The 17,087-nt window shown below is 63.5% G+C and carries 12 protein-coding genes; 5 read left to right on the forward strand and 7 right to left on the reverse strand.

The annotated features are described in order from the left end of the window. Positions 1–11: 11 nt before the first annotated feature. From ACF8Q6_RS07110 to ACF8Q6_RS07120, 3 genes are all read right to left on the reverse strand, one after another. Positions 12–1,610: an MFS transporter gene (locus ACF8Q6_RS07110; protein ID WP_161773557.1), complete on the reverse strand. Its 1,599-nt coding sequence runs from the start codon at positions 1,608–1,610 to the stop codon at positions 12–14. A gap of 1 nt (position 1,611) precedes the next feature. Further along, entirely contained in the window at positions 1,612–2,874 is a 1,263-nt protein-coding gene (locus ACF8Q6_RS07115) for an OprD family porin (protein WP_392489805.1), read from the reverse strand. A 207-nt stretch (positions 2,875–3,081) separates the two neighbouring features. Further along, positions 3,082–3,993, reverse strand: a complete 912-nt coding sequence (locus ACF8Q6_RS07120; RefSeq protein ID WP_010955764.1) for a LysR substrate-binding domain-containing protein — start codon at positions 3,991–3,993, stop codon at positions 3,082–3,084. 228 nt (positions 3,994–4,221) lie between these two features. On the opposite strand from ACF8Q6_RS07120, the gene ycaC (ACF8Q6_RS07125) reads away from it, so the two are divergent. After that, entirely contained in the window at positions 4,222–4,851 is a 630-nt protein-coding gene (gene ycaC / locus ACF8Q6_RS07125; RefSeq protein ID WP_019752773.1) for an isochorismate family cysteine hydrolase YcaC, read from the forward strand. A gap of 348 nt (positions 4,852–5,199) precedes the next feature. Here the strand turns inward: ycaC (ACF8Q6_RS07125) and ACF8Q6_RS07130 are convergent, their stop codons facing one another. From ACF8Q6_RS07130 to ACF8Q6_RS07140, 3 genes are all read right to left on the reverse strand, one after another. Beyond that, on the reverse strand, positions 5,200–5,493 hold the full coding sequence (locus ACF8Q6_RS07130; RefSeq protein WP_012054079.1) for a hypothetical protein: 294 nt from the start codon (positions 5,491–5,493) through the stop codon (positions 5,200–5,202). A 497-nt stretch (positions 5,494–5,990) separates the two neighbouring features. After that, complete coding sequence (locus tag ACF8Q6_RS07135; RefSeq protein ID WP_392490574.1) at positions 5,991–7,778, reverse strand: monovalent cation:proton antiporter-2 (CPA2) family protein; 1,788 nt, start codon at positions 7,776–7,778, stop codon at positions 5,991–5,993. 198 nt (positions 7,779–7,976) lie between these two features. Beyond that, complete coding sequence (locus ACF8Q6_RS07140; protein WP_392490573.1) at positions 7,977–8,963, reverse strand: GlxA family transcriptional regulator; 987 nt, start codon at positions 8,961–8,963, stop codon at positions 7,977–7,979. A gap of 180 nt (positions 8,964–9,143) precedes the next feature. On the opposite strand from ACF8Q6_RS07140, the gene ACF8Q6_RS07145 reads away from it, so the two are divergent. Both ACF8Q6_RS07145 and ycaC (ACF8Q6_RS07150) read left to right on the forward strand, forming a co-directional pair. Beyond that, complete coding sequence (locus tag ACF8Q6_RS07145) at positions 9,144–9,506, forward strand: AraC family transcriptional regulator (protein ID WP_012054076.1); 363 nt, start codon at positions 9,144–9,146, stop codon at positions 9,504–9,506. Positions 9,507–9,578: 72 nt separating this feature from the next. Then, positions 9,579–10,205 (forward strand): isochorismate family cysteine hydrolase YcaC, encoded by a 627-nt coding sequence (ycaC, locus tag ACF8Q6_RS07150; RefSeq protein WP_003253573.1) that lies wholly within the window; start codon positions 9,579–9,581, stop codon positions 10,203–10,205. Positions 10,206–10,259: 54 nt separating this feature from the next. Here the strand turns inward: ycaC (ACF8Q6_RS07150) and ACF8Q6_RS07155 are convergent, their stop codons facing one another. After that, the gene (locus ACF8Q6_RS07155; protein WP_392490572.1) at positions 10,260–15,308 is read right to left on the reverse strand and encodes an AAA family ATPase; all 5,049 of its coding nucleotides are present in this window, start codon (positions 15,306–15,308) and stop codon (positions 10,260–10,262) included. A gap of 238 nt (positions 15,309–15,546) precedes the next feature. Between ACF8Q6_RS07155 and ACF8Q6_RS07160 the strand changes: the two genes are divergently transcribed. Both ACF8Q6_RS07160 and ACF8Q6_RS07165 read left to right on the forward strand, forming a co-directional pair. Next, positions 15,547–16,539 (forward strand): response regulator, encoded by a 993-nt coding sequence (locus ACF8Q6_RS07160; RefSeq protein WP_392490571.1) that lies wholly within the window; start codon positions 15,547–15,549, stop codon positions 16,537–16,539. Next, on the forward strand, positions 16,536–16,904 hold the full coding sequence (locus tag ACF8Q6_RS07165; protein WP_012054073.1) for a response regulator transcription factor: 369 nt from the start codon (positions 16,536–16,538) through the stop codon (positions 16,902–16,904). Before ACF8Q6_RS07160 ends, ACF8Q6_RS07165 begins: the two co-directional genes overlap by 4 nt. Positions 16,905–17,087: the final 183 nt, after the last annotated feature.

Consider the following 17,087-nt stretch of genomic DNA (forward strand, 5'->3'; position numbering starts at 1 on the left):
CAAGGCCAGCATCAATGGTGAGCCTTATGCTCCCCGCCAGCCAACAAATGCCGAATCCGCACTTCAACCCCATCGGTCTGCAGCATCCTGACCCGCGCCTCGATCTTCAGTTCACCACGGGTCACCCGGTGGTGATGCCGCAGATGCTCCAGCCACGATTCCTCGAAAAAGAACTCCAGCCACAACGCCGGATCAGCACTGTCCCGCATCAACCCCCACGACAATGCGCCGTTGCGCTTGCGCATCGCTTCCAGCTCCCGCGCCGCCTGCTGGAAGGCCTCGGCCTTGGTGGGGGCAATGTGGTACTCGACGGTGACCATCACCGGTCCGACTTCCTTGTCCATGTCATCGCTGAGCACCGGCACCGGCCAATGCAGCGACGGCGTCAGCTCTTCTGCCTCGGTTTCCGGCAGCGTCACCTTGCAGGTCAGCAAGGTGCCCAGCGCCAGGCCGCCTGCGGCCAGCAGCAGGCTGAAGGTGATCGTTGCATGGCTGGCCAGTGTGCCCCACAGCAGGCCGCCACAGGCCATGGCGCCGAAGAAAATCAGAATGTATACCGACAAAGCCCGCGCCCGTACCCAGGCGGGCACCGAAGTCTGTGCAGCCACCTGCAGGTTGGACAGCACCGCGATCCACGCCGCGCCACTGAGCAGCATCGCGGGCAGCAGCGCATAGAAGTTTCGCACCAGCGCCAGGGCCAGCAGGAACAGGGCATACAGCAGGCTGGCCAGTAACACCAGCCGGTCACGGCTGATGCGCTCACGCAGGCGCGGCAGCAAGGTGGCACCCGCCACTGCGCCAATACCGATGGCCGCCAGCAGCAGGCCGAAGTCTGCTGCGGTGCCGCGCATCTCGCCACGCACGATCAGCGGCAGCAGCGAAGTGCCGGCGCTGGCGCAGAAAAAGAACGCCAACGCGCGTAGCATCACGGCCTGCAAAGGCTTGGCGCTGCGGGCAAAGCGCAGCCCAGTGCGCATGGCGCCAACGAAGCGTTCGGCCGGCAGCAGTGGTTCCTTCACCTCGCGCTTCCACAGGAACAACACCAGGATCACACCCGCAAACGAGATGGCATTCAGGGCAAAGGTCAGCCACGGGCCGACCATGCTCACCACCACCCCCGCCAGTGCCGGGCCGATGGCCCGTGACACGTTGATGCCGACACTGGAAAGCGCCACCGCGTTGGCCAGGTCCTCCTTGCCCACCAGTTCCGGTGTCAGTGCGCTCCACGCCGGCATCATCAGCGCTGTGCCGATGCCCAGTGCCAGGGTCAGCACCAGCAGCAAGGTGACGTTCATCATCCCGAGCAAGGTCAGGGCCGCCAGCACGACCGCTACGCAAGACATCCACAGTTGCACCAGCAACAGGTAGCGGCGTTTGTCGACGATGTCCGCCGCTGCGCCCGCCGGCAGGGCCAGGAAGAACATCGGCAACGAGCCGGCTACCTGGATCAACGCCACGTGCAGCGGGCTGGCCGACAGCGTGGTCATCAGCCAGCCGGCGCCCACCTCGTGCATCCAGGTGCCGATGTTGGAGGCGATGGTGGCGATCCACAGCATGCGGAAGGTGGTGTTACGCAACGGGCTCCAGGCACCTGAAGGGGATGTACTCATGTCAGAAGCTGCCTTTGAGTGGGTATTCGATGATCAGGTAGATGCGGTCGATATCATTGCCCGCCTGGGCCTGGTTGGCGCGGTGGCTGACGTGGGAGAACGACAGGCTCAGGTCCTTGGCAGCCCCCGACTGCACCACGTATTTCAGGTCGATGTCGCGTTCCCAGTGCTTGCCGCCGTCGCCGTACTGGTTCACATAGGCGCCGCCCGCAGGCGCATGGCTGCCGTCGATGCCGCGGCCGCTGACATAGCGGCCCATCAGGCTCAGGCCAGGTGCGCCCAGGGTGGCGAAGTTCAGGTCATAGCGCAGTTGCCACGAGTGCTCGCCAGGGCCGTTGAAGTCGGCGTACTTGATCGCGTTGGCCAGGTAGATGGAGTCGCCGCCGACGAAGTCGAACGGTGTGTCGCCCTCGACCTTCTGGTAGGCCACGCTCAGCGCCTGGGCGCCGAAGCTGTACCTGGCCAGCAGGCTGTAGGCGAGGGTGTCGATCGCCCCGGCGCTGGCGTTGCCGGTATCGCGGGTTTTGTACAGGTTGCCGTCCAGGCGCCAGTTGCCCTCGGCCACGTTCAGGTTGAGGTAGGCCTGGCGCCAGGTGTTTTCCAGCTGCCCGGCATACAGTGCGGCGCCGAACGGCCCGTTGGGTGCGAAGGTGGCACCGGCCAGGCTGATGGCCCGGTTGTGGGTGGTCGCGCCGTAGCCGCTGAAGTCGTCGTGGGTGGAGCTGTTGTCCTGGTTGTTGAAGGCAGTGAAACGCCCGGCCTGCAGGCGCCAGTCGGGCTGGTCGGTGTTTTCCACCCACCAGCCGGTGGCGTATTCCGGGTGCAGGCGTTTGTCACCGGTGTCGAACACCGGGGTTTCCACCATCATCTCGCCATAGCGCAGTTGGGTGTTGCCTAACTGCATTTTGAGCGCGGCACCGGCGCTGGAGTACTCGGACTCGGCGCGGCCATCGCTGTCGCGTGGCAGCAGGCCGGTGCCGCTATGGCCGCGGCCGCCGTCGAGCTTGAGGCCAAGAAAGCCATGGGCATCGATGCCGACGCCGACAGTGCCTTCGGTGAAACCGGAACGCACCTCGCCGATGAAGCCTTGGGCCCATTCCTGGCGGTAGTTCTGGCCGCTGCCGGAGGGCGATCGGAAGTCACTGTGCAGGAAATAGTTGCGGCTGAGCAGCGACCAGCCGTGCGCCTCGGCGTGGCTCAGCGCCGGCCAGAGGGCGAGGGTGGCGAGCAGGGCGCGGCCTGGTCCGTGAGTGGCGCGGATCATGAGGGGCTCCGGGGGATGATCCGGAAGTGTGGAAGAAGCGTAGACCCAAGGTCTTGTAAGGGTGTGCTGGGTGGGGATTTGCATTACCTGTACCGGCCCATTCGCGGCTAAAGCCGCTCCTACAGGGCCACCACCGGCCCCGAGCCTTGTGCAGTACCTGTGGGCGCGGGCAGGCCCGCGAAGAGGCCGGCTCAGCCAGCCAGGCACTCAAGCCATGTCGCTGATGGCGAACTCCTCAGCCAGATGATCGATAAGCGCTCGCACCGAAGGCAGCAACCCACGTCGCGATGGGAAGATCGCATGCACGATACCGCAACGCGGGTGCCAGTCTGGAATCAGCTCAACCAGGCGTCCTGCCGCCAGGTCCTCACGCACCGCCACCCGCGGCAAGTGTGCAATCCCCACTCCGGCTACCACGAAGTGGCGCAAGGCAAACAGGTCATCAGTCACCATGCGTGGTGTATGCGGGATGACGATGCTGCGGCTGTTGTCCTCACCCTGGAACAGTTCCCACTGGTACTCGCGCTGGGCACTGCCCCAATGCACGCTGGGTAGCGTGCCCAGCAGCTGCGGATCAAAGCCTTTGGGCAGTTGCGCCAGGTATTGAGGTTGACCGACCAGGCACTGGGTGCTGTTGCTCAGCACCTTCATCACCATGTCAGTGTTCTCCAGCGGCGGAAAGCGCACCCGCAGAGCAATATCGAAGCCCTCGTGCAACAGGTCGACACGGCGGTTGGTACTTTCGATGAACAGCTCCACCTGCGGGTACTTGAGCATGTAGCGGGTCAGCATCGGCCCGACCCAGGAGTTGAGCAGGGTGGTCGGGCAACTGATGCGCACCAGGCCGCGCGGTTCACTGCGGTTGCGCTCGATGATTTCCGCCGCGCCCTCGGCCTCCACGCGCATGGCCAGGCAGCGGTTGTAATAGGCCTGGCCGATTTCGGTCAGCGAGCAGTGGCGGCTGGTGCGGTTCAACAGCCGCACACCCAGGCGGTCTTCAAGGTCGGCGATTCGCCGGCTGAGCTTCGACTTGGGCATGTCCAGCGCCCGCCCGGCCGGGGCGAAGCCGCCATGTTCGACGACCTGGGTGAAGTAGTAGAGGGAGTTGAGGTCTTCCAATGATCGGTCTCCAGGTATTTGGTTGCCTGTGCCGGCCTCTTCGCTTGTAGGAGCGGCTTTAGCCGCGAAGAGGCCGGCACAGCCCCTACAAATCCATCGTTCATAAATCAGAACGCTAAAGCCAGATTCTGCTAACTACCGCCGCAAAGGTGATGATTTTAATCTGTGCCCATCAACGCGAAACACCCCGGATTGCTGAAAAATTCATAACCCTTAGGAGCACAGACCATGAGCAAATTCACCTACAACCGCCTGAACAAAGACGACGCTGCCGTACTGCTGGTTGACCACCAGGCTGGCCTGCTGTCGCTGGTGCGCGATATCGAGCCGGACAAGTTCAAGAACAACGTGCTGGCGCTGGCTGACCTGGCCAAGTTCTTCAACCTGCCGACCATCCTCACCACCAGCTTCGAGCAAGGCCCCAACGGCCCGCTGGTGCCGGAACTGAAAGCCCTGTTCCCAGATGCCCCGTACATTGCCCGCCCTGGCCAGATCAACGCCTGGGACAACGAGGACTTCGTCAAGGCGGTGAAGGCGACCGGCAAGAAGCAGCTGATCATTGCAGGTGTTGTGACTGAGGTTTGCGTGGCGTTCCCGGCGCTGTCGGCCTTGGAGGAAGAATTTGAGGTGTTCGTGGTGACCGATGCTTCCGGCACCTTCAATGAAATGACCCGCGATGCTGCCCATGACCGCATGAGCCAGGCGGGTGCCCAACTGATGACCTGGTTCGGCGTGGCCTGCGAGCTGCACCGCGACTGGCGCAACGATGTCGAAGGGCTGGCTGCACTCTGCTCCAACCACATTCCGGATTATCGCAACCTGATTACCAGCTATAACGCGCTGACTGCGGGTAAGTAATCAACCATCAGCAACGCGCACAAAGGCCGGCTCTCTCTGTAGGGAGCCGGTTTTTTTGTTGCGCTTTGTTCCAGTCGTTGACCTGTATTGGCGGCATTGTTAGCGTTTCACCCGAGCGCGAAGCCAGTTGTCACTCAGCGGCAGTAACTGGATCAGGAACCCCATCGATGGCTGAATCATCAGTGTAGGGTGAGACCTCCACACCCCGGCTTGAGGTGTGCATATGAATATCGAGCATCTGATGGGCCACTGGAAACAGTGGCCCTTTTCTGTGGTTGGTACTGACACCCGTGTCGACGAGGACTCTGTGGGAGCGGGTTCACCCGCGAAGAGGCCGATACAGGCGACTCAGTTCATGGGCTGTGACTCAATCCCATCCAGCAATGCCTCAACCAACCCTTCTGCCATTTCGAGTGCGTTCAGGTTGCTCCAGAACAGGCTCTTGCCTGTGTCATCCAGATGTTCCAAGGCTTTGTAGCCACAGTCGTAGGCACCGCGCAGGTATTGGGCGACATGCACCAGGGCATCGTGGGCGGAAACGCCTGGGTTTACGGTGAACAATGGGGGATGGCCGGCATCGCAGCGGCTGAAAGAGCGTTGTGTGGTGTTGGGGAGGGGTGGATCGGGGACGATTCTTTTCATGGCAATTCCTTCTCCAGGATTGAACTGCAACCACCCGTTTCCACGCAGAAGGCGGCAGTTGTGCGCGGGGTGGAAAACCGGGGAGAAGGCAAGCCGGTAGGCCAAACGGCCTCACGCGCACAACTGCCATAACGGCAGCCCTTCATCACATCCGGGTTTCCACACCCGATCGCTGAACCGACAGCGACCCGGTTAGCCTAGAGAGCAGGCCTTCCCTGGACAATCAGACGGGCGTCGACACGGTGTGTAGGATAATTCCTTGGGATTGGCGTGAACGTAGGAAATGGTTCGCGGGGAAGTAGGACCCAGCTGAGAATTAGACGATTTGTGATGGTTTTTGTGTGTTCGCGTCATGGCGGCGAGGTGATCGTCAGGACATTGCAGGATGGCCTCCAGGTGCCTGGCGATAGTTTTTGGGCGCCCATGAGATCGAGCGCCGCCCGCGCGGCGCTCGATCTCACGGGCACTACAACCCTCAAGGCATGCGCCAAAAGGCCTCAGTCCGCATCCGAATCAAACAACCGCTCCAGCTCCACCCGCGCCTCCTTGGCCGTCTGCATCACCTTGGCCCGGTCATCACGCACTTGCCCCTGGGCCTCCAGCACCTCTTCGTCATGTTGGGTAAACCGTGCAATGCGGTCCGCCGCCTGTTCATCGCTCAGGCCCAACCCCACCAGTGCCCGGCGGGTCATTTCCAGGCTGGAGTAGAACGTCTCGCGAATCGGCTCGGCGCCCACATCCGCCAATTTGTGCACATGCTGGCGGTTACGCGCCCGGGCCAGCACCTTCAGGTGAGGGTACAGGCGCTTCACCCGTGCGGCGGTATGAATGGCGGCTTCAGGGTCATCAATGGTGATGATGAAATACTCCGCTTCACCCACCTTGGCGGCGTGCAACACCTCCGGGCGCAGCGGGTCGCCGTAGAACACCGGCACCTGTTCGAACATGCGGGTCATCTCGATGGTGTCCACCGAGGTTTCCAGGGCAACGAACGGGATCTTCTGTGCCCGCAGGATGCGCGCGACGATCTGGCCCATGCGGCCCATGCCGACGATCACCACCCGCGGTGTATCCGTCTGGATCTGCTTGTACTGCTCGGGCACTTCACGCACCGGTTGCGGGCGCTTGAGGGCGCGGGCGCAACCCAGCATCAGCAGCGGGGTGATGGCCATTGACAGGGTAATGGTCATCAGCAGCAGGTCGTAGGTCTGGGTGTCGAACAGGCCCTGGTCCTTGCCCAGCTTGAACACCACGAAGGCGAACTCGCCACCGGCCGCCAGCACCATGCCCAGGCGCAGGGCGCTGGCGCTGTTCAGGCCGCCGACCAAGCGGCCGACGGCTATCAGCAACAGCAGCTTCACGGCCACCAGCAACAGGGTCAGGCCCAGCACCACCAGTGGCATTTCCAGCAGTAGGCGCAGGTTGGCGCCCATGCCCACGCTGATGAAGAACAGCCCCAACAGCAAGCCCTTGAAGGGTTCGATCTGCGACTCCAGCTCGTGACGGTATTCCGAGTCGGCCAGCAGCAGGCCGGCGAGGAAAGCGCCAAGGGCCATGGAGATACCCGCTTCTTCCATCAGCCAGGCGGTGCCGATCACCACCAGCAGTGCGGTGGCAGTAGACACTTCCGGCAGGCCGGTGCGAGCCACGGTGCGGAACACCGGGCGCAACAGGTAGCGACCGCCGATGATCACCACGGCGATGCTGGCGAATACCTTCAGGCCGTGTTGAAGGCTGTCGCCTTGGCTGGTGTCCGGGCCACTGGCGGCCAGCAGCGGTACCAAGGCGATCAGCGGAATCGCGGCGATATCCTGGAACAACAGGATGGCGAACGCCAGACGGCCGTGCGGTGCATTGAGCTGCTTGCTCTCGGCCAGGCTCTGCAGGCCAAGGGCGGTGGATGAAAGCGCCAGGCCCAGGCCGAGCACGATGGCTGCTGGCAGCGTCTGGCTGAAGCCGAACAGGGCGATGGCGCCGATGACTGCGCCGGTCAGCACCACTTGGGCAGTGCCGACACCAAACACCGACTTGCGCATCAGCCACAAGCGTTTGGGTGACAGTTCCAGGCCGATGATGAACAGCAGCAAGACCACGCCCAGTTCGGAAATGTGCGCCACGCTTTCTGTGTCGCGGATCAGGCCAAGTGCTTGCGGGCCGATGACCACACCGGCGAGCAGGTAGCCGAGCACGGCACCCAGTTGCAGGCGCTTGGCCAGGGGGACGGCGAGGACGGCGGCTAGCAGGAAGATCACCGCGGTTTGTAGAAGGCTGCCTTCGTGTGGCATTGGCTCGTACTCCATGAGCTGCCGGGGCAGCGTTCGAACAGTTTGACGGACAATTCTGAGGGGTAGGGTGGCGTCAGACAATCGTCTCACGGGAAGAAACATTGTCCTGTTCAGGGTGACAATCGGTGCCGGCGCTTACTTGGCCTCAAGGCCTGTGCTATCTCTGTGGGAGCGGGCGCGCCCGCGAAGAAGGCAGCGCTAATCCGACTGTTCACCGCCACCAAACTGTGCCCGATACTGCGCCGGCGTCATGCCAATTCGCTCAAAGAATACCTTGCGCATGTGTCGGTCACTGCCAAACCCGCACTGCGCCGCCACCACCTTCATCGGCAGGTCACCGCATTCGAGCAGCTTGCGCGCACGATCGATGCGCGCATTCTGCAGGTACTGCAGCGGCGTAATGCCCACCTCACGCTGAAACGTCCGGGCAAAGTTGCGCCCGCTCATGGCCACCAGTTCGGCCATTTTCTGCACGGTGAACGCCTGCTCGATGTGGTCGACGATATAGGCCTGTACCCGGGCAATCGGCGAGTCATCGCGTGGTACCGCAGCCAGCAACGGCCCGTAGGGTGTCTGCCCGCCCTGACGGTGGCGGGCAACCAGCAGTACCTTGGCCACTTCCAGGGCCAGCGCCTTGCCATGGTCCTCGGCGACCACCGCCAGTGCCAGGTCGATCCCTGCAGTGATACCGCCCGAGGTGATCAGGCAGCGGTCCATCACGTAGATCTGCTCGGTCTCCACCTTGGCTTCGGGAAACGCCTGTGCCAGGCGCTCCACGTAATTCCAGTGGGTGGTGCAGCGATAGCCATTCAGTAACCCGGCCCGCCCCAGCAGGAACACACCGGTGCAGATGGCACCGAAGCGCTTCGCCTGGCGCACGGCCTTGGGCAGCCAGCGCTCGATCCCTGGCAGGGCGATGTCATAGGCCCCGGGGCCGCCCGGCACCAGCAACAGATCGACGGCCTCCGGCAAGTCTTCCAGGCGCCGGTCTGCCACGACCTTCAGACCGCATGAGCCGCGTACCACTGCCTGCCCCTCGGCCAAGGTCAGCAGCCGATATTGCCGTGCTTCAGGCAAGAACCGGTTGGCGATGGCGAATGCATCCATGGGGCCGGTGACATCCAGCAGTAGCACATCATTGAACAGCACCATGGCCACGGTGCGGTGGGCGGGTTTTTCCTGCATACCTCTTTCGCCTTGAATGCCGGCCGCGGGTAGCGGCCAGAAGCTGAATACGAAACGCATCTTAAGGTATCGGCAAAACGCCCAGGGCCAGCAGCACACAATTAACAACAATTCAGGTTTGGCTCAGGACTTCGTCATGTGCCGGGGGCGAGACTTTCCGTATTGAACAGGAGAGTCGCCATGTACCCTGGGACGCCCGAAGCGCCGCTGCAAACCCCCGGTGCACTCACGCCCGCGCGGCTGCGCCGGGCCAAGGAGCTGATGTTGCATAGCCCGTTGTCGATCATCGAAATCGCCGCGGTATGCAACCTTACCCGCAGCCATTTTTCCCGCGCCTTCAAAGTCAACACCGGCCTTTCGCCGCAGGCCTGGCGCCTGCTGGCGCGCATGGAAAAGGCCAAGCGCTTGCTTGCCACCGAGGCGCCTATCACCCACGTGAGCCTGGAATGCGGCTTTTGTGACCAAGCCCATTTCACCCGCGCTTTCAGCCGCCTGGTCGGCCAGCCACCCAAGGCCTGGCGGCAGGCGCAGGTACTTTCTTAAGCCGAAGCTATCCACCGGTATAACCCCCTGCGGACAGTGCCGGCCCGTTATCCCAACCCAAGGAGTCACCCCATGAGCCAACCCGATTACAAGCGCCTGAACAAAGACGACGCCGTGGTGCTGCTGGTCGACCACCAGACCGGTCTGATCTCGCTGGTGCAGGATTTTTCGCCCAACGAATTCAAGAACAACGTGCTGGCCCTGGGCGATCTGGCCAAGTTCTTTGGCCTGCCGACCATCCTCACCACCAGCTTCGAGCAAGGCCCGAATGGCCCGCTGGTGCCTGAGCTGAAAGAGATGTTCCCGGATGCGCCGTACATTGCCCGTCCCGGCCAGATCAACGCCTGGGACAACGAAGACTTCGTCAAGGCAATCAAGGCCACGGGCCGCAAGCAACTGATCATCGCCGGTGTGGTGACCGATGTGTGCGTGGCCTTCCCGACCCTGTCGGCGCTGGCGGAAGGTTTTGAAGTGTTCGTGGTGACCGATGCCTCGGGCACCTTCAACGAAACCGTGCAGCAAGCAGCTTGGGTACGCATGACCCAGGCGGGTGCGCAGATGATGAACTGGTTCTCGGTGGCCTGCGAACTGCACCGCGACTGGCGCAACGACATCGAAGGGCTGGGTAACCTGCTGTCGCAGCGTATCCCCAACTATCGCAACCTGATGAACAGCTACGCAGCGCTGGCCTCGCGTTGAAGTAAACCTGAATCGGCCTCTTCGCAGGTAAACCCGCGAAGAGGCCGGCACAGGCTATGCGTGATTCACAGGCAGACTGAAACGAATTCGGCATCCACCCAACTGCGACACCAGCGCCTGCAGCTGCCCGCCGTGGGCCTGAGCGACCGAACTGCAGATCGCCAAGCCCATCCCCATGCCACCGGTCTTGGTGGTATGAAACGCATCGAATACGCGCTCACGCTCGTCCGCCGCGATCCCCGGCCCGTTGTCGTCCACGCAGATCTCCACCTCGTCCTCGACTACCGCCGACGTAATCTTCAGCACCCCGTCACAGCGATACCCCGCCAACGCCTCCAGGGCATTGGTAATCAGGTTGAACACCAACTGCTGCAATTGCACCGGGTCGGCTATCACGCACACCCCGGCCTTCAACCGTGTCTGCACATCCACCTTGCCCTTGGCGGCGTCGGCCGAGGTCAGGCGCACCACCTCGCGAATCATTTCGTCCAGCTTTACCGCCTTGAGTTGCATGGGTGACTGCTTGGCCAGGGACCGCAGCGCCCGCACGATGTTGCCGGCTCGTTCGCTGTCGTTGCGGATGTCTTCCAGGCCGGCAATCGCTTCTTCCAGGTCGGGTTTGGCGCGTTTCAGCCAGCGCAGGCTGGCCGCGGCATTGGAGGCGATGCCCAGGAGCGGCTGGCTGATCTCGTGGGCGATGGACGCTGACAGCTCATTCATCGCCTGCAAGTGCGCACTGCGCGCCAGTTCCGCACGCGAGCGGCGCAATTCAGCCTCCATCTGGGTGCGGATCTGGTTTTCTTCGGCCAGGCGTGTGTAGAACTTGGCCGTTTGTAGCGACACCGCTGCCTGTGAGGCGAGGATTTCCAGCATGGCCAGGCGCTGACCGCCGAACAGGTTGGGCACAAGGCGGTTTTCCAGGTACACCAGACCGATCAGCACGCCCTGGATCACCAGCGGCAGGCACAGCACCGAGCGGGCGCTGCGCGCCTGCAGCTGTTGGCGGAAGGCCTCCGGGCACTCACTGAGGGCATCGTTGAGCACCAGCGGTTTGCGGGTGCGCATGGTGGTGTTGATGACTGACAGCGGTGCCTGGGTCATGAACTTCTGGCAGTTGTCCATGCTCACGTGCAGCCCGGCATCGTCGATGTAGGCCAGGGCGGCCATCTGGAATTCGGCGCCACTCACAATCAGCAGCGCGCCATGGTCGGCACCGGAGTGCTGGGTCAGGTGGCCCATCAGGGTTTCGATCAGGCCTTCGAGCAGCACTTCCTCGGACAGCGCCCGCGCGGCTTCGATGCCGGCTTCGAGGTCCAGCCTGGCCTGGTGGGTGGCGCGATAGGTCTCCTGAATCGGCTGGGTGCGCAAAAACGGATGCAACGTCTCAAGCTGATGCACCTTGCCGGTCGCGCCCCAGATGTGGAAGCAGTCGCGGGCAATGCGCAGGTGCAGGTTGGCGCCGGAGATCAGGCCGCTGGGGATGCACACCTCGGCCAGCTGTTCGTGGGCCAGTGCCTGCTCGTGGATGAAACCGGCAGCGGTGGCGGCGATTTGCGCCTGGTCAAAGCAGCGGATCGCGGCCAGGCCGTCGCCTTCGAGCTTGGCGATGACGCCCTCGATCAGCAACTGCTTGCTGCGGAAGGTGGCCGGGTTGAAGCCGGCCCAGCGGCTGAAGCGCTCGCGCAGGGCCTGCAACTGGCGCAGCTTGTCGGCAAGACTGCCCGGGGCCTCGGGGCTGCCCAGGGCCAGGCCGCGGAACAGGTGATAGTCGGCCAGATTGATGTGCGCGGGTGCGGCCCAGGTATTGTCGCCGGCCAATGCCAGGTCGCGCATGGCCTTCGGGATATTGCCCATGTAGAAGGCGCACATGGCGGCGAACAGGTGTTGGAAGAACCGCGTGGTGGGCGACCTTGAGGCGGCGGCCGGGGCCGGGCAGGGCATGCCGCTCAGGTTGGCGACGAACGCTTGCTGGGCCAGCAGGATCTGCTCGATATCGCCGTAGCCGTGGCGGCGCACAGTGGCCAGGCCTTGCGCCACTTCCTCGACCACGTCCGGCAGGTAGCGGCCCATGAACAGCGAATCTGAAACCAGGTGGTTGCAGGCATAGCAGCTCATCGCCAGGTCACCGCTCAGGCGCGCCGAGTCGACCGCGTCCAGCGCGGTACGTCGGGCGAATTCCATGGGCGAGGTCCAGGCGCTGACCTGGTCCAGGGCCAGCAGCGCGCTGGTCAGATCAGCGTCGAAACCGTGCCGTTCGATCAGCTTGAGCGCGGCCAGGCAACAGGCATGGCCATCATGGTAAGCGCCAAAACGCTCGGCAATCATCACGCCGTACCAGGCCATGCCGTAGGTGCTGCCAGGGGCAACGCCGTGCAGTAGCGATAACTCCATGAGCTTGGCCAGGTGCAGGAAGCTGATGTCGTCCTTCACGAAGAATGATGATGACAGAGTGGCCAGCAGACTGATGGCAACCGTCACTTCCTCCGAGTCGGTGCGCGGCAGTGACTCCAGGCAATGCCGGTCCTTCTGTTCGATCAACGCCTGCACATGGGCATGACTGGCCTCGACCTGTTGCCAGTCGAGGCCCCGCACCGGGCTGATACCCAGTAAGTCCAGGCCGGCCAGGGCGCTGTCGATGGCCGCCTGATAGTCACCGCGCAAGGTGTACAACAGTGCCTGCAGCCGGCACGCCCGTGCCTGGTCCAACACCGAGCGAGCACGCTGGCGGCATTCAGTGAGGCGGGCCTCGGCCGCGAGCGTCCGTGACAGTTGCATGTCGCACTCCGTCGCCATGCAGGCGATGGCAAAGCCATGCGTGGCGCGGCTTTCCAGCGTGGCGCTGTGCTGCAGCAACTGTTCGGCGGTGTGCAGGTAGCCAGCGGCCTGCTCGAAGGTGCCGGCGTCGCGTGCGCGTGATGCGGCTTCGCGTAAAAGCCGCAGGAACGCTTCGCAGTCATCCGCTGCAAACCCGCATGGGGTGGCGCGTTGTAGCTGGCTGGCGAGCTCGAACAGCACCTCGTGCATGTGGCCTGGCCAAGCCCGGCGCATGGCCAGGGCGATACGTGCATGCAGCGAGGCGCGCTGGTGCACGGGCGTGAGTGCATAAGCGGCCTCCATCACCCGGTCATGAGTAAAGCCCAGGCCGTTCTGGCCCGGTTGCAGGAAGCCGGCGCCAATCAAGGCTTTCAAGGGTTCGCCTGGCGGTTGGGCGAGCACTTGCCGGAGCAGGTGTTCATCGCAGTGGCTGCCCGCCGCGCTGACGACCCGCAACAGGTCGCGTTGCGGTGCCGGCAGGCGCTCCAGGCGGTGGACCATCAGGTCGGCGACATTGTCGGAGTAGCAGTGCCGGGCCACGGCCTGCAGGCACCATGACCAGCGCATGGCCTGGGTGTCGAAGATAAACAGCTGGTCTTCGACCATGGCCCTGAGAATCTGGTTGATGAAAAACGGGTTGCCCGCCGTCTTGCCATGCACCCGCTCGGCCAGTTGAAATGCGGCCTCGGGGGCAACATGGAAGCGCTCGCCAATCAGCTCGGCCACCGCTCCAACGGCTAGCGGCCGCAGGTTCAGCGTGGTGCTGCGCACCGCTGCGGGTATGGCCAGCGGTGCACTGGTGGTGGGCGTATCGTTGCACCGGGTGAAAATCAGCAGCAGGTTGGCCGGCGCTTCAGCCAGCAGTTGGGCCAACAGGTGCCGGGTGGCGTCGTCGGCCCACTGCAGGTCGTCGAAGAACAGCACCAGCGGTTGGCCAGGTCGGCTGAAAACCTGCAGAAATTCAATGATCGCGTGCAGTTCCTTCTGCAACACAAGGCGCGTGGGCTTGGCGGGTAATTGGGGCAGGGGGCCGAGAATCAGTTGCAGGTCCGGGGCCAGCTTGCCGAGCAGACGACCGTGACCTTTGATACGGCGCTGGATTTCGCGGCGCAGGGTGACGAGGTCCTGACTGTTCTTGGCCAGCAACTGGGTAGTCAGGGCACCGAGTATTTCGATCCAGGGCGTGTAGGGCACTGCTTGGGCGTGGCTGTTGCACGTGCCGACGGCCCAGTAACCTTCGGCGTTGTCCTTGAGAGCTGCTTTGACCAGGCTCGACTTGCCCATGCCAGTAGCGCCGTTGATGACCAGGGCTTGTGGTTTGCTGTCGCGATGCAAGGCCTTGAGCAGCAGGGTGATAGCCTTTTGCTCGGCGCTGCGGCCATATAGGTGTACGTGGTCGGGTGCTACCGGGTCGGCGCAGCCTGGGGTGAAGGGTGCCATGGTTTTGTGGGCGGCCCACTGTCGTTGGCAGTGAGCCAAGTCCACTGCAAAGGCGCGCGCGCTCTGGTAGCGGGCGTCCGGCTCTTTGGCCAAGGCCTTTGCCAGGACCAGGCTGAGGGGGGGCGGCACCTTGCTGTCCACTTCGCCGGCCGTCCGCGGCTGCACGCCGGCATGCAGCTGTCGCCAGTGCTGGGTGTCGCGCCCGGCCAGCGGCAGCTCGCCTACCAATAACTGGTAGAGGATTGCCCCCAGGGCATAGATGTCACTGCGCCGGTCGCTGCTGCTACCGTGCGGGCAAACCTGCTCCGGCGCCAGGTAGGCCCAGTTGCCGAGCGGGGTGCCCTGTTCGCTGATCCGCTCTGCCGGGTCGGCGCGAAAGAAGCCCAGGCGCACCCGCTGGTGGGCGCGCAGGTACACATGCTCAGGCTGCAATGTACCGTGCAGCACATTGCGTTCGTGCGCTTGCGCCAACGCATGGGCAGCGTTCACCGCGATGTCGAGAAACGGCTCCAGCGCCGCAGGGCCTTCAGCAATCAGGTCGGCGACTGAGCGTCCGGCCGGGTACACCAGCAACGGGCCTTCGGCCGAACGCACGAACGCCGAGGGGATCACCGCCCACTGTGGGTCCAGTTGCAGGCGGTAGTCACGTTCCAGGCGCTGACAGGCGGAAGGGGCCTCGAGCGGCGCGCGCACGGCGATCCAGGCCTGATTTGTGGCTGAGTCGCGCAGGCAGAAATAGCTGAGTTCACCTTCCTGGCCCAGCGCGCTGATCTCGCACCGCTTCAGCCAGCCCTCGTCGATTGACTGGTCGTAATCGATGGGCCTGTGGGCAAGGCGTTCATCGAGCATAAAGCACCCCCGCTAGCGACTCCTGAGGTGCGAGTATACGCAGCGGGCCCAGCATGGATGCGGGTTACAGCCTGCTTGGCAGGAACGGGCACGCTGTTGTCCGTTATCGTCCCCTTGGGGCTGGCGGGCTTTTGTATAGTCCTTTGGCCAACCTATCCCTCGGGATAATTGCCTGAGCGGCCACGCTGGCCTAGGCTGCCCAGGGCAGCGAAAACGCCCGTCCCCGCGCGAGGAAGCCATGATCCGAATAGGCAATGCCCAGGTGTCGCTGGAGCGGCGCGAAATCTTTGTCGACGGCAAGCCGATCCTGTTGGGTGGGCGTGCTTTCGACGTGCTGGCCACGCTGATCAGGGCCAAGGGCCGCGTGGTCGGCAAGGACGAGTTGTTCAGTCAGGTGTGGTCCGGCACGGTGGTCGAGGACAATAACTTGCAGGTGCAGGTGTCCTTGCTGCGCAAGGCCTTTGGCGACCGTAGCCTGATCCAGACCGTGCCGCGCCGGGGCTATCGCCTGGCCGCGCAGATCAGCCTCGAGGTGCCTGGTCAGGCACTGGGCAGGTCATTGCTGTGCAGCCTGGGCGAGACTGTCGAGCCGCTCGATGAGCGCGTGAATGTGCCGGTGCTGGTGGTGGATGACGACCCATCGGTGCGCACCGCGTTGGGCCGGCTGTTGCGCTCGCAGGACATTCCGCACCACTTGTTTGCCAGTGCCGAGGCGCTGTTCGAGGCCCGCCTGGAAACCCCCTGTGCCTGCCTGCTGCTGGACATGCACTTGCCTGGCACAAGCGGCCTGGAGGTACAGGATGCGCTGTGCCGGCTTGCGCTGCCCTGGCCGATCGTGTTCATGACTGGTTTCGGCACCATCCCGATGACCGTCCAGGCCATGCGCGCCGGCGCGGTGGAGTTTCTGACCAAGCCGTTCGATGAAGACCAGTTGCTGACCCTGCTGCAGGCAGTGCGCGCCCGGGCCGTGGCCGAAGGCCGCAAGTGGCTCCAGGCGCGGCAGGTCGAGGAAAAGTACCTGCGCCTGACTCAGCGTGAGCGCCAGGTCTTCTCGCTGGTGGCAGGCGGCTTGTCGCACAAGCAGATCGCCAGGCAGATCGGCACCAGCGAGGTGACGACCAAGGTGCACAAGAAGAACATCATGAACAAGATGCAGTCCCGCTCGCTGCTGGAGCTTGCGGCCATGCACAACCTCCTCGGAGCGCGGACTGCGAGCCTGGGCGGCGCATGAACAGAGGGGTGTGCATCGTCGACGACGATGCCTCGGTGCGCAAAAGCCTGGCCAACCTGCTGCGCTCGGCGGGGTTCGAGACCTTGTCGTTTTCCGCCGGGCACGCATTCCTGGCCTCGCCACTGGCGGGCGAGGCGGGTTGTGTGTTGCTGGACCTGAAGATGCCGGGGATGAGCGGGCTGGAGGTACAGCGTGAGCTGGCACAGCGGGGGAGGCGCTTGCCGGTGATCTGCATGTCGGCACATTGGGATGATGGCTCGGTACGGGCAGCGATGGGCCTTGGGGCACTGGCCTGCCTGGGCAAGCCGTTTTCTGAAGAGGTGCTGCTGAAGGTGGTTGAAGAGGCTTTGGCCGGCGGTCAGTGAGGTATTGGCTATGCCGGCCTCTTCGCGGGTAAACCCGCGCCTGCAGGGGCATCACAACCCCTGACGCCCAAGTGGTCATTGTAGGAGCGGGCTCGCCCGCGAATAGGCCTTCTCCTTTAAGACCCCTCTCAGCACACCTGCGCAATCAATCTCTGAATAAATGCGCAATGCTCCGCAGGTTGA

The organism is Pseudomonas sp. GLN_2 (genome assembly GCF_043106005.1).
In the GTDB taxonomy this organism is placed as follows: domain Bacteria; phylum Pseudomonadota; class Gammaproteobacteria; order Pseudomonadales; family Pseudomonadaceae; genus Aquipseudomonas; species Aquipseudomonas alloputida.